Source organism: Bacillus atrophaeus (assembly GCF_001584335.1).
Classification (GTDB): Bacteria; Bacillota; Bacilli; order Bacillales; family Bacillaceae; genus Bacillus; species Bacillus atrophaeus.
Genome location: NZ_LSBB01000023.1, coordinates 1 through 13529 on the forward strand (window position 1 = coordinate 1; position 13529 = coordinate 13529).

General features: G+C 45.6%; 13 protein-coding genes. 7 read left to right on the forward strand and 6 right to left on the reverse strand.

Annotated features, from left to right (window positions below; translation table 11 throughout):
- From AXI57_RS19400 to AXI57_RS19420, 5 genes are all read right to left on the reverse strand, one after another.
- Nucleotides 1–583: NTTRR-F1 domain (locus tag AXI57_RS19400; protein ID WP_155724098.1), on the reverse strand; the 583-nt coding region annotated here is incomplete at its 3' end.
- A gap of 131 nt (nucleotides 584–714) precedes the next feature.
- Nucleotides 715–1422 (reverse strand): hypothetical protein, encoded by a 708-nt coding sequence (locus AXI57_RS19405; RefSeq protein ID WP_003328328.1) that lies wholly within the window; start codon nucleotides 1420–1422, stop codon nucleotides 715–717.
- Between the two features lie 110 nt (nucleotides 1423–1532).
- Nucleotides 1533–2969, reverse strand: a complete 1437-nt coding sequence (locus AXI57_RS19410; protein ID WP_013390434.1) for an anion permease — start codon at nucleotides 2967–2969, stop codon at nucleotides 1533–1535.
- A gap of 125 nt (nucleotides 2970–3094) precedes the next feature.
- Nucleotides 3095–4357 (reverse strand): pectate lyase, encoded by a 1263-nt coding sequence (locus tag AXI57_RS19415; protein WP_061671023.1) that lies wholly within the window; start codon nucleotides 4355–4357, stop codon nucleotides 3095–3097.
- A 209-nt stretch (nucleotides 4358–4566) separates the two neighbouring features.
- Nucleotides 4567–4914, reverse strand: coding sequence for a YflT domain-containing protein (locus AXI57_RS19420; RefSeq protein ID WP_003328334.1), 348 nt, complete (start codon nucleotides 4912–4914; stop codon nucleotides 4567–4569).
- A 229-nt stretch (nucleotides 4915–5143) separates the two neighbouring features.
- Here AXI57_RS19420 and AXI57_RS19425 point away from each other — a divergent pair, with 229 nt between their 5' ends.
- The 6 genes from AXI57_RS19425 (at nucleotide 5144) to AXI57_RS19450 (ending at nucleotide 10591) form a co-directional block, all read left to right on the forward strand.
- A complete protein-coding gene (locus AXI57_RS19425) occupies nucleotides 5144–5512 on the forward strand; it encodes a DUF3212 family protein (protein ID WP_034718380.1) in 369 nt (122 codons plus the stop codon).
- Between the two features lie 104 nt (nucleotides 5513–5616).
- Nucleotides 5617–6558, forward strand: a complete 942-nt coding sequence (locus AXI57_RS19430) for an ABC transporter substrate-binding protein (protein ID WP_061671024.1) — start codon at nucleotides 5617–5619, stop codon at nucleotides 6556–6558.
- A 68-nt stretch (nucleotides 6559–6626) separates the two neighbouring features.
- Complete coding sequence (gene fecD / locus AXI57_RS19435; protein WP_061671161.1) at nucleotides 6627–7628, forward strand: Fe(3+) dicitrate ABC transporter permease FecD; 1002 nt, start codon at nucleotides 6627–6629, stop codon at nucleotides 7626–7628.
- The gene (gene yfmE, locus AXI57_RS19440) at nucleotides 7625–8626 is read left to right on the forward strand and encodes a Fe(3+)-citrate ABC transporter permease YfmE (protein WP_061671025.1); all 1002 of its coding nucleotides are present in this window, start codon (nucleotides 7625–7627) and stop codon (nucleotides 8624–8626) included. Before fecD ends, yfmE begins: the two co-directional genes overlap by 4 nt.
- Before the next feature lie 12 nt (nucleotides 8627–8638).
- Nucleotides 8639–9436, forward strand: coding sequence for a Fe(3+)-citrate ABC transporter ATP-binding protein YfmF (yfmF, locus tag AXI57_RS19445; protein WP_061671026.1), 798 nt, complete (start codon nucleotides 8639–8641; stop codon nucleotides 9434–9436).
- A gap of 126 nt (nucleotides 9437–9562) precedes the next feature.
- Nucleotides 9563–10591 (forward strand): NADP-dependent oxidoreductase, encoded by a 1029-nt coding sequence (locus AXI57_RS19450; protein WP_010787916.1) that lies wholly within the window; start codon nucleotides 9563–9565, stop codon nucleotides 10589–10591.
- Between the two features lie 29 nt (nucleotides 10592–10620).
- On the opposite strand, the gene AXI57_RS19455 is transcribed toward AXI57_RS19450, so the two are convergent.
- Nucleotides 10621–11751: a DEAD/DEAH box helicase gene (locus AXI57_RS19455; RefSeq protein ID WP_061671027.1), complete on the reverse strand. Its 1131-nt coding sequence runs from the start codon at nucleotides 11749–11751 to the stop codon at nucleotides 10621–10623.
- 168 nt (nucleotides 11752–11919) lie between these two features.
- Here AXI57_RS19455 and AXI57_RS19460 point away from each other — a divergent pair, with 168 nt between their 5' ends.
- The gene (locus tag AXI57_RS19460) at nucleotides 11920–13476 is read left to right on the forward strand and encodes an ABC-F family ATP-binding cassette domain-containing protein (protein ID WP_010787914.1); all 1557 of its coding nucleotides are present in this window, start codon (nucleotides 11920–11922) and stop codon (nucleotides 13474–13476) included.
- The last annotated feature ends 53 nt before the right edge of the window (nucleotides 13477–13529 follow it).

Below are 13529 nucleotides of genomic sequence, written 5' to 3' on the forward strand. Positions count from 1 at the left end.
CTGTTGGTCCGGTTTCTCCGGTTGCTCCTGTCGCTCCGGTTACTCCTGTTGCTCCCGTTACACCTGTTGCTCCGGTTGCCCCCGTTACGCCAGTTACACCTGTTGGTCCTGTTACTCCGATTCCATTCACAAACTCAACGATCGAAACATCATCTATTAAAACAGGACCAAAAGATGTTTTACTAATTATGATAATAGCGAAAGCTCCATCCGACGGTATTTGATGTGTTGTTTGATAGATTTCATTCCAGGTATTAAATACAAGATTCGGTAAATTGTCAGGAACAATGACAACGTCTAACCCGGTTCCAATTTGTTCGCCTATGTCGTTTACGAATAAGATTTGCATCGATACTTGAGGACTTGGTTCAATACCAAGTGTCCCTAAAGAAACTTGGAAGGCCAGTGATTGCCCGGCAGTAACCGGAACCATTTGTGCGAGAAAAGCAAAAGGTATTGTATTAGCAAACTGTGCAGAATATCTTCCGGTATGGACAAATTGACTGTTTATTTCAGTATATGCTGAGCTCCATCCCGTCAAATCGCCAGTTTCAAACCCCCCGTTTACAATGAGATTACTCATTCAACATCCATCGCTCCCTTGTCTGTTTCTATGGTTTACCTATCATATGCAGCATAAGGACTGCCGGCTTCCTTCTGTCAGACCCAAAAATAAAAAAGATGATTGTGATCTATCACCTTTTTTTAAAAAACTTATATCTGCGGAATCCCTGTGACGTTAAAATTACGAGTCGTCACATCTACTTGTGTGACATCCTTTGCATGTAATACGGTGAAAACCAAATCATAAGAAAGCGATTCACCCGCTGACATTTCATCAACATACGTATAAGGAATGAGGATGGATTGTCCGCCAGAATAAAACAAATTACTCTCACGTATTTGTGTATGAATCGGGATACCATTTCTTTGCAGATTGATAGAAAGCTGCATGGAAAAACTAGGGGCTAATGGATTCACTTCAATATTTACTTGAGCTGTCGCATCCACTTTCACGAATTGGTTGGTTTTTGCATCTAATGTTGCGCTTAACACATTGACCGGCGTATGGTCTAATGGAATTACAACCTGTTCCGATGCGTTTTGAAAGGCCAATATCGGCAGCACCGCAGGAGCCGGGGGACCAGTCGGGCCGATCGGACCCGGCGGCCCCTGTGCACCTTGCGGGCCGCGTGCGCCAACAGGTCCTCTTCTGCCTTCTGGTCCCTGTACTTGATTAGGCGGGCAAATGGCAGGGGATTGTGCGCAGGATACAGAAGTTACATTGGGGTCAGTCCTGCCAGCATTTTTTTCTGTATAAGATTGCAATTTTTCTTTGTACCAGCTTTTCGCATGCCGGCTCATATATTTATAAGGTTTGTATTCCGTGTTCCCATTATGATTTCGGCGAAACCTGCTCATTACATCACCTCATACATCATATTACTCACACCGTTATGTAATGTGATTGTCCGAGGTGTAATATCTGGACATAAAAAAAGCAGAACGCGAAAACGCGTCTGCCTTTTTTTCTACCATATCCCCAACACTTTCCACCATAATCCGCCGATGACCAGCCATGTCACAATATGGACAATCGACAGGATAAATCCGATAGACCACCATTTGCCTTGCGGAATGTATCCTGCTCCGAAGAAGACCGGAGCCGCTCCAGAACCGTAGTGGGTCGTTGACCCGAACAGATTGCTGAAGAATGCGAGGCTCAGCGCTGCTAAAAGCGGCGGTGCGCCCGCTGCCACAACCACAGCCAAAAATGCTGAATACATCGCACTGATGTGGGCTGTGGCACTTGCAAAGAAGTAGTGAGAGTAGAAATACACAACAATTAAGATTAAGAATGCCACAATCCATGAGAATCCTGATACTGAAGATTTCATAGCGTTACTGAACCAAGAAACCATACCTAACTCATTCAGGAAATTGGCCAGCATGACAAGCGCCGCAAACCATGTGAGCGTATCCCACGCGCCTTGTTCTTTCTTAATATCATCCCAAGTCAATACCTGTGATAATAAAAGAACGGACAATCCAATTAACGCTGTTGTCGTGGCATCAATGTTGAAGCTTCCGCCAAAGATCCAAAGAGCGAGCACCAAAAGAAAGACAACAACCATGGATAGTTCAGATTTTTTAAATGGTCCCATTTCTTTCAGCTTTTCTGTTGCAATTTTAGCCGCATCGGGTGTTTCTTTAATTTCCGGCGGATACAGCTTGTAAATGACAAGCGGTGTAATGATTAAGCTCACAAGTCCCGGAACAATTGCGGCAATCGCCCAGCTTGTCCATGTTAAGTCCACCCCTGCGACATCATGGGCCAGCTTGGCAATCAGCGGGTTTGCCGCCATCGCTGTCAAGAACATGGCAGATGTAATCAAGTTCCCCTGAAAACCGGTTTTCAATAAGAAAGCACCGATCTTTCTTTCTGTCCCATCTGCCGGGCTTGATCCGAATGTCTCTGATAATGATCTGATAATAGGAAAAATAATGCCTCCTGCACGCGCCGTATTACTTGGAATAGCAGGTGATAGTATTAAATCACTGAATAACAGTGAATAAGAAAGTCCAAGTGTTTTCTTTCCGAATTTCTGAACGAATACATAAGAAATTCTCGCACCCAGTCCGGTTTTGATAAATCCCCGGGAAATAAAGAATGCGATAACGATAAGCCAGATGGTCTTATTTCCGAATCCGCTTAATGTATTCTCGATAGATAACGTTCCGGTTAAAGCAGTAACTGCCAATGCAAAAATAGCGATTGCACCCATTGGCAAGGGCTTGGAGATAAAGCCGATAATCGTTGCGACGAAAATCGCGAACAAATGCCAAGCTTTAGGTTCAAGTCCGGACGGCGCGGGAATAAACCAAATGATTAATCCCACAGCGACAGTAATCAGTAAAGGAACGAGTTTTACTGCTGACTGTTTTTCTGCGTCTTTTTCTGAAGCCATTGTAGGTCTCCTCCTGTAAACTTGTTTTCCCATCCCCCCTTTTATTTTACTCCTTAACTAAGTTAATAAACGTTTTTCTTAATTAAAAAACACAAAGGGGATCAGTCCTTTGTGTTTTTTAAAATTCAGTTTATTTTACCTGCTCCCGCTTGAGATATAACATTCGATTTCACATTGACGGAAGCATCAATTGATCCATGCAGCGATGGGGTCCAGCCGACAGAAGAACTCAGCCCGTTGGCAGACGATGCGTTGATCTGAGTACCATTCAGCAATGTGCCGGAATCATATAAAGCCGTCCCCCCGCTGAACACGCTGACCGTCTTAGCTGCTGACAGTCCCGGTACGTCAATCGCATTGTTTTGCGCGTAGATTTTAGATGATTTTCCTACTCCCCACGCATAGCTGAAGGCATAACCTGAAGAGCCTGTGCTGCCTTCATAATAGTTGTTGTACAGGTGTACCTGCCCAAAACGGACTCTCGGTGCGCGCTGGACGATATTTTTGTAGCGGTTATGGTGAAGGGTTATTTTTAATTTGCCATCATCTGATGTTTTGCTGTCGCTTGATCCGAAAATAGAGCTTTTATCATGATCGTGATAATAGTTGTAAGACATTGTGATATAGTTGGCGCCATTTGAGGCATCGGTTTGGCCGTCATGGTGCTGATATTTTCTTCCGAAATAATTTGGAGATGTGCTGTCCGGGCGGGAGCCGTCATTAAATGTACAATGATCGATCCATACGTGTGTGCCGCCGTTTATGGTGATGTTGTCATATTGTGAGTTCCAGTTTCCTGAGCTTCCGTCAGTCGGATCCCATTGCGGGAAATAATCATATGCGTCTTGGAATTCAATATTGCGGATGATCACGTTATCGCTCTTGATCTGGAAGTTTCCCCCCAGGATCTTGGCGTCTGTCCCCGAACCGACGATCGTCGTATTCGAAGGAATATCGAGCATGACGCGGGCCTTTTGGTTTTTCTGAGAACGTGCTCTGGCCTCTTCCTGTGTTCCCGACGGCTCTTTTTTGCCCCATGTGCTTGGGTCGTAAGCTTTCAAATATTTGTTAAGGTCGTACTCTGGATCTTTATAGTCGTTTAAACCAAGCGGCTTCAGATTGTCATCCACATTCATGTCAATCGTTCCCTTGATATAAATGATTTTTGGCGTTGTGTTGGTGTTCTTGCCCAATGCAGAAACAAGCTGGTTTCTGTTGCTGGCTGTATATACTTGGGATGAAGATGCTTTTGATCCGCCTGTCGTGCCAGTGGAGTACGCTCCCCAGCCATCATTTGACCCTAACGTCTGATGGCCCAAATCCGCCGCGTTTGCCCCAACCGGAGTCAAACCTAAAAAAAGAGCCGTGGCTAATACCATTTTTTTCATTCACTATGTACCCCCATTTTCTTTTTTGTGAGATTTTATTCCATTTTCTCACAGAAATATAATAGCAAATTCAGGGGTTTTCATAACCGAAAATATACACCATTCTGATTGCGGCATTCTGCAAAAATCACCGCAGAGACCGCAAACCATGTTTTCACGCAAAAAACCCGAAAGGCTTATGTATCGCCTTTCGGGAGTCAGTTTCTGCATTACGCCCATGATTTAACTTTTTCATTATCCGTTACAAAGAGAAGCACTTTTCCTTCATCCAGGCGTTCTTCAAATTGTGAAGCCTCTTGTTCTGAAAAGCCAATTTCATGGATTTTGTTGCGAAGCTCATCGCCTTTTTTATTAAAGACATTACCTACCGCATGCTTAAGCCCTGTTTCTTTCGCCCCAATTGTATTGGCGTCCGTATTGTCGGCTAATCGTTCTGTTCTGTCATCGTCGTGGGATAAGACGTACACATCTTCTTTCGCCACACCCAGCTGTTTCAGCTCTTCGACATCCTTCATTAATTTCTCATCATTTGTATATTCTCTTACTACTGGTTTCATCTCGAATTCCTCCTTTGATGATTCTATTTATTTCATACCCTGTGTGTTTTTTTGTTAAACAAGACGGAGAACATTTCTCTCTAAAAACAGGAAGAATGGTAGTAGATATTTATTTCCCTGCTATGTTAAAGTAAAAGCAACCGTTACTTGTTTTCAGAATAATCAAAACTTGTAAAAAATGGTTCGCGGAAAGCCCGATCGTGTTCCGTACGAGCAGGAGGTGGGTCCCATACAATATTTTTCACCCGAACAACAATACAACGCGTGGGTTGTGAGTGATTTAGTCAAACAGGTATTTCATCAGCGTATTGGCAGCCCGGCCGGAATTCATGAGCTGGCAGTCTTTGCAGAGGAAACCTTCCATATCGATATTGACTTTGTTTTCTCTATTATTATGAATATCGGAGACATTGAATTCGCCGTCTCTGAAGAGTTAGAGGAAAAACTGTCCGGCTATCTCAGCGCTCTCCTTCCGTTTGTCAGTGCTGATATGCTCGCTGCTTCTCAAGCAAATGCCAATGAATTTTTGTCTAATAAACACGACACCAATGCATACCATTTATTTCTTCCTGATGACGCATTCATCAGAAAGCAATAATCATCGTTTCCTTAAAACATCTTGACATGATAAGCCATACTATTATAGTGTTTTATTTGTGATAATGATTCTCATTATTAAAAATCAGAAAAGGGAAGAATAAAATGCGTACCTATCAGAAAAAATTCATTGCAATCATGAGTGTTTTATTACTAGCCTGTTTGATCGTGTCAGGCTGTTCATCCAGCCAAGAAAACAACGGCAGCAAATCCGATAAGAATTCCAGAGTGATCCAGCACGAAGAAGGAAAAACGCCAGTGACCGGCACTCCTAAAAAGGTCGTTGTCCTTGAACTATCATTCTTAGACGCTGTGAAAAATCTCGGCATAACGCCGGTTGGCATTGCCGATGACAACAAAAAAGATATGATTAAAAAGCTTGTCGGCAGCTCAATCGATTACACATCGGTAGGCACACGAAGCGAGCCGAACCTTGAAGTGATCAGCTCCTTAAAACCTGATTTGATCATCGCTGACGCTGAGCGTCATAAAAATATTTATAAACAACTGAAACAAATCGCACCGACAATTGAATTAAAGAGCCGGGAAGCGACGTATGATGAAACAATTGACAGCTACAAAACGATTTCTAAAGCCTTAAATAAGGAAGAGGAAGGAAAAGAAAAGCTTGCGCAGCATAATAAGGTAATTGACGGCCTGAAAGCGGAGCTCCCGAAAGATGAAGACCGCAGCATTGTTCTCGGGGTAGCAAGATCAGATTCCTTCCAGCTCCATACATCATCTTCATATGACGGCGAAATCTTCAGAATGCTTGGCTTTACACACGCTGTCAAATCAGATACCGCCTATCAAGAGGTCAACCTGGAGCAATTAAGCAAAATCGACCCGGATATTTTATTTATTTCAGCTAACGAGGGCAAAACGATCGTTGACGATTGGAAAAAGAATCCGCTCTGGAAAAACCTAAAAGCTGTGAAAAACGGCCAGATTTATGATGCGGACCGTGATATTTGGACAAGATTCAGAGGAATCCAGTCAAGTGAAACAAGCGCCAAAGATGTGCTCAAAAAAGTGTATAATAAGTAGTATCCAAAAAGAAGCGAGGAGATCCCTTGCTTCTTTTTGATAACAGACGCAATAAGGAAGTGAGACTGTTGTATCATTCAGCCAAACGGCGCTCAGCATCTAGATTGATGATTTTTATCATCGCACTTATTCTGTTTATATTCGGGCTGGGGCTGAATCTTTCTGTAGGAGCATCTGACATCGGCATTATTGATGCTTTGAAATATCTTTTTGTATGGGATGGGTCAAAAGAACAGCTCATCATCTCTACCCTCCGCCTTCCCCGAACCTTAATCGGCGTTTTCGTCGGCGCCAGCCTGGCTGTGGCCGGCGCGCTGATGCAGGCTATGACAAGAAACCCTCTGGCTTCACCTCAAATTTTCGGCGTGAACGCGGGTGCATCCCTTTTTGTCGTTGCTTCAATTGTCATATTGCCTGCGTCAGCCTACTCCTCTGTTGTGTTTGCTTTCGCGGGCGCGGCAGCAGGCGGCGCGATCGTTTATATGATTGCTTCATCAGGCGGAATGACACCTGTCAAACTGGCTTTATCAGGTATGGCGGTGCATTTGTTTCTGTCTTCTATGACACAAGCGGTCATTATTTTAAATGAGTCCGGAGAGGATGTTCTGTACTGGATGACGGGAGCGATTGACGGCAGCAGCTGGCAGGATGTCCTGACGATTGCCCCGTTTTCAGTCATCGGGATCAGTCTTGCCCTCGTGTTTTCCGGATCAGTCTCTGTTCTAGGTCTTGGTGATGAAACGGCAAAAGGGCTCGGACAAAATATGAACGGAATCCGGATCCTGATCAGCTTTATTATTTTGATCCTTTCAGGTGCTTCTGTCGCCGTCGCCGGGCCGATCGGCTTTGTCGGATTGCTTGTTCCGCATATTGTCCGCAAGGTCGCGGGAGAAAATTATAAGTATGTGCTTCCGTTTTCCGCATTGTTCGGCGCGATTTTATTGGTATACGCAGATGTTCTGGCCAGATGGATTGCCTTTCCTTATGAATCTCCGGTCGGTATCGTCACAGCTATTATCGGGACACCATTTTTCTTATACTTGGCAAGGAAAGGGCGAAATCTGAAATGAAGAAAACAACCAGAAAACAAAAACGCCCCTTGTTCGTCATACTCATACTGGCTGCGATCCTGCTCGTTCTTTCCGTGATCAGCATCGGATTCGGGGCATTATATATTTCACCTGATGCGGTGATTACAAACTTATTGGGACTGGATGACTCCTTTGAATTTATCATTCAGCAATATCGATTGCCGCGCATTATATTAGCCATATTGGCAGGTGCCGGACTTGCTGCGGCGGGGGCGATTTTGCAGGGCGTCATCCGAAATCCGCTTGCTTCTCCCGACGTGATAGGGATTTCAAAAGGATCGGGTCTTGCGGCAATGGCCGTCATCCTGATCTTTCCTAAATCTCCGGTTTACGTGCTGCCGTTCTCAGCATTTGCCGGAGCAGCCATTATTGCTGTACTATTATTACTGATAGCCCGCAAAAAAAGCATTCAGCCCTCTTCATTGGCTTTATCAGGCATCGCCTTAGGCGCTGTCTGCCACGCCGGCATGCAATATATGATGGTGAAGTTTCCGGGTGATGTGAATGCGGCGCTCATTTGGCTGACAGGAAGCCTCTGGGGCAGAAATTGGGAAGAAGTCAAGCTGCTTTCGCCATGGCTTTTGGTTCTTTTGCCGATCGTCTGCATCCTCATTCCGAAACTTGATCTCATGTCATTAGGAGATGAGCTTGCGCAAGGACTTGGCGAAAACGCAAATCGGCTGAGATTCATCCTGATTTTCACTGCAGTAGCGCTTGCCGGAAGCTGCGTGGCCGTTGTCGGATCTATCGGTTTTATCGGACTGCTTGCCCCGCATATCGCCAGACGGCTTGCCGGAGAAAAAGCCAAATATTTACTGCCTGCATCGGCATTAATCGGTGCTATTATATTACTTATCGCAGATACGTTAGGACGCGGCATCATGCCGCCGGTTGAAATACCGGCCGGAATATTGACAGCCGTGATCGGCGCGCCCTATTTTTTATATTTATTAAAATTCGAAGCGAGGAAACAGTAGGGAGAGAATACAATGGGAAAATTGACTGCAGACCAGCTCACTCTATCATATGACAGCACAGTGATTATTGACGGTGTTGACTTAAAGATTGAAGAAGGAAAAATCACTGCACTCATCGGCGCCAATGGCTGCGGGAAATCGACAATCCTCAAATCGCTTGCCAGACTGATGGCTCCGAAAAGCGGTTCTGTTCTTTTAGAAGGAAAAGATATTCACCGCCAGCCGTCAAAAGAAGTGGCAAAAAAATTGGCGATCCTGCCGCAATCCCCTCAGGCGCCTGAAGGATTGACGGTACGGGAATTATGCTATTTCGGCAGACATCCCCATAAGAAGCTGTTATCCAAGCATACCCAAGAGGACCACGACATGGTAGAGTGGGCGCTGGAAGCAACGGGGATGAACGAGCTGAAGGACCGGACGCTTGATGCGCTGTCAGGCGGCCAAAGGCAGCGAGCATGGATCTCTATGGCGCTCGCACAAGGCACTGATCTGCTTTTGCTTGATGAACCGACCACTTATTTAGATATTTCACATCAGATTGAAGTGCTCGAACTATTAAAAACGCTGAACCGCGACCATGGGCGCACAGTCGTCATGGTGCTTCATGATTTAAACCAGGCCGCTCAATATGCGGACTATCTCATCAGCGTGCTGGACGGAAAAATATACAATGCCGGAACACCTGAAGACGTGTTTACCCAGCCATTTTTCCGAGAAGTCTTCGGACTGGAATGCTGCATCATGAGAAGCCCGATCGATCAGAAGCCGATGTGCCTGCCGACGGGGCTATGTCCGAAATTACGTGCATGAAACAAAAGGAGGGCTGATCCCCTCCTTTTTTATATTTCCCCAGCACACTTTCCCCCCGCGTTACTTTTGTGTTCCTCAGCCTGTCCGTGTTACATTGGTGTAAATCAATATGATAGGAGGATCAGCATGCCAGAATCTCAACAGCAAATACAATTAGCCAGACGCCCTCAAGGGGTTCCCAAACATGAAGACTTCCGTTTTGAAACGATTTCTGTCCCTGAACCCAAACAAGGTGAAGTGCTTGTTAAAACGCTTTATGTATCGGTCGATCCGTATATGCGCGGCCGGATGCAGAATACGAAGTCATATGTGGAGCCGTTTGCCCTGGACGAAGCTTTATCAGGCGGGGTGATAGCTGAGGTTGTGTCAGACGGTGATGGTCAGTTTAAAAAAGGCGATATCGTCATCGGCAACTTAAACTGGCAGGAGTATTCCGCTGCCAGCGAGTCCGCCCTGCGGAAAATTGATACAAGCATCGCTCCGGCTTCAGCTTATCTCGGTATATTGGGAATGACTGGCTTAACCGCATACTTCGGTCTTATGGACATCGGCCGCCCAAAACAAGGCGAAACCGTTGTCGTTTCAGGAGCTGCGGGAGCAGTCGGCTCAACTGTCGGACAGATCGCCAAAATTAAAGGCGCGCGCGTTGTAGGGATTGCGGGGTCTGATGAAAAGATAGCTTATTTGAAGGATGAGCTGCAATTCGATGAAGCCATTAACTACAAAACCGAAGATGACATCCAAAAAGCGCTTGCTGACGCTTGCCCGGATGGTGTCGATGTCTATTTTGACAATGTCGGCGGCCCGATTTCAGACTCCGTTATGAACCTGCTGAATGAGTTTGCCCGCATACCTGTGTGCGGCGCGATTTCATCCTACAATGCCGAAAGCGAGAAGGATGATATGGGGCCTCGTGTGCAGTCCAAGTTGATTAAAACAAAAGCGCTGATGCAAGGCTTTATCGTCAGTGACTATTCTGAGCGTTTTCCTGAAGGGGCAAAGCAGCTGGCGGAATGGCTGAAGGATGGAAAGCTTCATTATGAGGAAACCATTACAGAAGGCTTTGACAAAATTCCTGACGCTTTCCTCGGACTCTTTCAAGGAAAAAACAAAGGAAAACAGCTGATAAAAGTCAGTGAACCAAGTGTGCAATAATAAAAAAGACGGGGAGATCCCCGCCTTTTTTATTTTTCTGCCAATTGGCCTTTAGCATAAACAACCTGCTGTAAAGTCAGTCCAAGTCTCTTTGCCATTTTTTTCAGCTTTGATTCCTCCATTGGAGTGACAAGGCTGATCACGGTTCCTTCTTTTCCCGCTCTTCCGGTTCTCCCCGATCTGTGAATATATCCATCCTCATCAGGAATATCAGCATGAATCACATAAGGCAGATTCTCGATGTCTAAGCCGCGCGCCGCAATGTCCGTCGCCAAAAGCAGCGGAAATTCGCCGTTTTCAAAAGCTGCCAGTATCTTCGCACGCTCCATCTTTTTCGCTTCACTGTGTAAGATGCCAAGATCGACATGGTGATACGCAAGCTTTTCCGCATAGACGCTTAAATTGCCGATATCTCTGACGAATACGAGCGCCTGCATGCCTTGAAGCCTTGAAAGCTTTTGTAAAAGCTTCACTTTATCCCGCTGATCACAGACTAAGTATTGATGCTTCACTTTACCAGCATCGTGTTGGCTGCGCTCCACCTTCAGCACTTCAGGCTCTTGCGTCATTTCACGCAGCACCTGTTCCGTTTCCTGCTTTAAAGTCGCTGAGAAACAAAGCAGCTGCCGGTCCTTAAGCGTCGTTTTGATAATTTGCTTCATTGTTTCACGATGCTCCGGTAAAATGAGCTGATCCGCTTCATCAAGGACAATGGTCTTGACTTCATGCATTTTCAGCTTCTTCATCTTAATTAATTCAGACACTCTTCCCGGTGTACCGACAATGATATGCGGGTGTTTTTTCAGCTTTTCCACCTGCTTTTTCACGTTCGCCCCTCCGATGATAGATGCCGCCCGCAATTCAGAACCCGATTTCCAATCCTGAATCACTTGAAAAATCTGCATCACAAGCTCGCGTGATGGAGCTAAGATGACGGCTTGAGCGTGTTTTTGCTCAGGCTGTAGCCGTTCCAGAACCGGCAGCGCATAAGCAAGCGTCTTGCCCGTTCCCGTTGGCGATTCAGCGATGACATCCTTTCCTTCCATGATGAGTTCAGCCGTCTGCTCCTGTACGTCAGTCGGTTTCGTGAAGCCTGATGTCTCCCAGTTTTCTTTAATAAAAGTCTTTGCGTTATGTAAAAATGGCCATGTTTGCGTCATTTTTTTCTCCTCAATTCTTCAAATCTATTCCATAGTATCTCAAAATGAGAGCCGGAACGCAATTTTTCTTTTCGCTTTCGAGTCTTTTAACAATTCGGATAGTCCGTTATAATCAAACATGAGAACTACACGCAAGAAGCGTGTTTAATTATAGACAGAGGTGTGAATATGAGTATTTTATCAGTGAAAGATTTAAGCCACGGCTTCGGCGACCGGGCCATTTTCAACAATGTGTCCTTCCGTCTCCTAAAGGGAGAACACGTCGGACTGATCGGCGCGAACGGCGAAGGAAAATCAACCTTCATGAATATTATTACCGGAAAGCTTGAACCTGATGAAGGAAAAGTGGAATGGTCAAAAAACGTCCGTGTCGGCTACCTTGATCAGCATACGGTGCTGGAGAAAGGAAAAACCATCCGCGATGCGCTGAAAGACGCGTTTCATTATCTGTTCGCGATGGAAGAAGAAATGAACGGCATTTATAACAAAATGGGAGAAGCCGATCCTGATGAGCTTGAGAAACTTCTTGAGGATGTCGGCGTCATTCAGGACGCTCTCACAAATAATGATTTTTATATTATTGATTCCAAAGTGGAAGAAATTGCCCGCGGCCTCGGCTTAAGTGATATCGGACTTGATCGTGACGTCACGGATCTAAGCGGCGGACAGCGTACAAAGGTGCTCCTTGCCAAGCTTCTTCTTGAGAAGCCGGAAATCCTGCTTCTTGATGAGCCGACCAACTATCTTGATGAACAGCACATCGAATGGCTGAAGCGCTACTTGCAGGAGTACGAGAACGCGTTCATTCTGATCTCTCATGACATTCCGTTTTTAAATAGCGTCATCAATCTGATTTACCACGTAGAAAATCAAGAATTGACCCGCTATGTCGGCGATTATAATCAGTTTATGGAAGTCTATGCAGTGAAGAAGCAGCAGTTGGAAGCAGCCTATAAAAAGCAGCAGCAGGAAGTCGCTGAGCTGAAGGATTTCGTTGCGCGCAACAAAGCCCGGGTCAGCACGCGGAACATGGCAATGTCCCGCCAGAAAAAGCTTGATAAGATGGATATGATTGAGCTTGCCGCAGAGAAACCAAAACCAGAATTCCACTTCAAGCCGGCCAGAACATCAGGCAAGCTGATTTTTGAAACGAAAGACCTTGTCATCGGTTATGATACACCGCTCTCCCGTCCTTTGAATCTCCGGATGGAACGCGGACAAAAAATCGCCCTTTACGGTGCAAACGGCATCGGTAAAACGACATTGCTTAAAAGTCTGCTTGGTGAAATCCAGCCACTTGAAGGCTCAGTTGAGCGCGGTGAGCATCTGTTTACGGGATATTTCGAGCAAGAGGTTAAGGAAACGAACAACAACACATGTATCGAAGAGGTATGGAGTGAATTCCCTTCCTATACGCAGTACGAAATCCGTGCCGCGCTGGCAAAATGCGGGCTGACCACGAAGCACATTGAAAGCCGCGTCTCCGTATTAAGCGGAGGCGAAAAAGCGAAAGTCAGACTGTGCAAGCTGATCAACTCAGAAACGAATCTGCTTGTACTCGATGAGCCGACAAACCACTTGGATGTCGATGCCAAGGAAGAACTCAAACGCGCGCTTAAGGAATACAAAGGCTCCATCCTGTTGATTTCCCACGAGCCTGAATTTTATATGGACATTGCGACAGAAACATGGAACTGTGAGTCTTGGACGACGAAAGTGCTTTAATCAAAATGAAAACCCGCCTCCTTTAAGGGCGGGTTTATTTTGTTACTGCCATT

Bases quoted from the DNA above. Each gene is read 5' to 3' on its own strand.
- AXI57_RS19405 (WP_003328328.1), bottom strand. From the start codon at position 1,422: ATGAGCAGGTTTCGCCGAAATCATAATGGGAACACGGAATACAAACCT.
- AXI57_RS19455 (WP_061671027.1), bottom strand. From the start codon at position 11,751: ATGACGCAAACATGGCCATTTTTACATAACGCAAAGACTTTTATTAAA.
- AXI57_RS19460 (WP_010787914.1), top strand. From the start codon at position 11,920: ATGAGTATTTTATCAGTGAAAGATTTAAGCCACGGCTTCGGCGACCGG.
- AXI57_RS19450 (WP_010787916.1), top strand. From the start codon at position 9,563: ATGCCAGAATCTCAACAGCAAATACAATTAGCCAGACGCCCTCAAGGG.
- AXI57_RS19410 (WP_013390434.1), bottom strand. From the start codon at position 2,969: ATGGCTTCAGAAAAAGACGCAGAAAAACAGTCAGCAGTAAAACTCGTT.
- yfmF (WP_061671026.1), top strand. From the start codon at position 8,639: ATGGGAAAATTGACTGCAGACCAGCTCACTCTATCATATGACAGCACA.
- yfmE (WP_061671025.1), top strand. From the start codon at position 7,625: ATGAAGAAAACAACCAGAAAACAAAAACGCCCCTTGTTCGTCATACTC.
- AXI57_RS19430 (WP_061671024.1), top strand. From the start codon at position 5,617: ATGCGTACCTATCAGAAAAAATTCATTGCAATCATGAGTGTTTTATTA.
- AXI57_RS19415 (WP_061671023.1), bottom strand. From the start codon at position 4,357: ATGAAAAAAATGGTATTAGCCACGGCTCTTTTTTTAGGTTTGACTCCG.
- AXI57_RS19420 (WP_003328334.1), bottom strand. From the start codon at position 4,914: ATGAAACCAGTAGTAAGAGAATATACAAATGATGAGAAATTAATGAAG.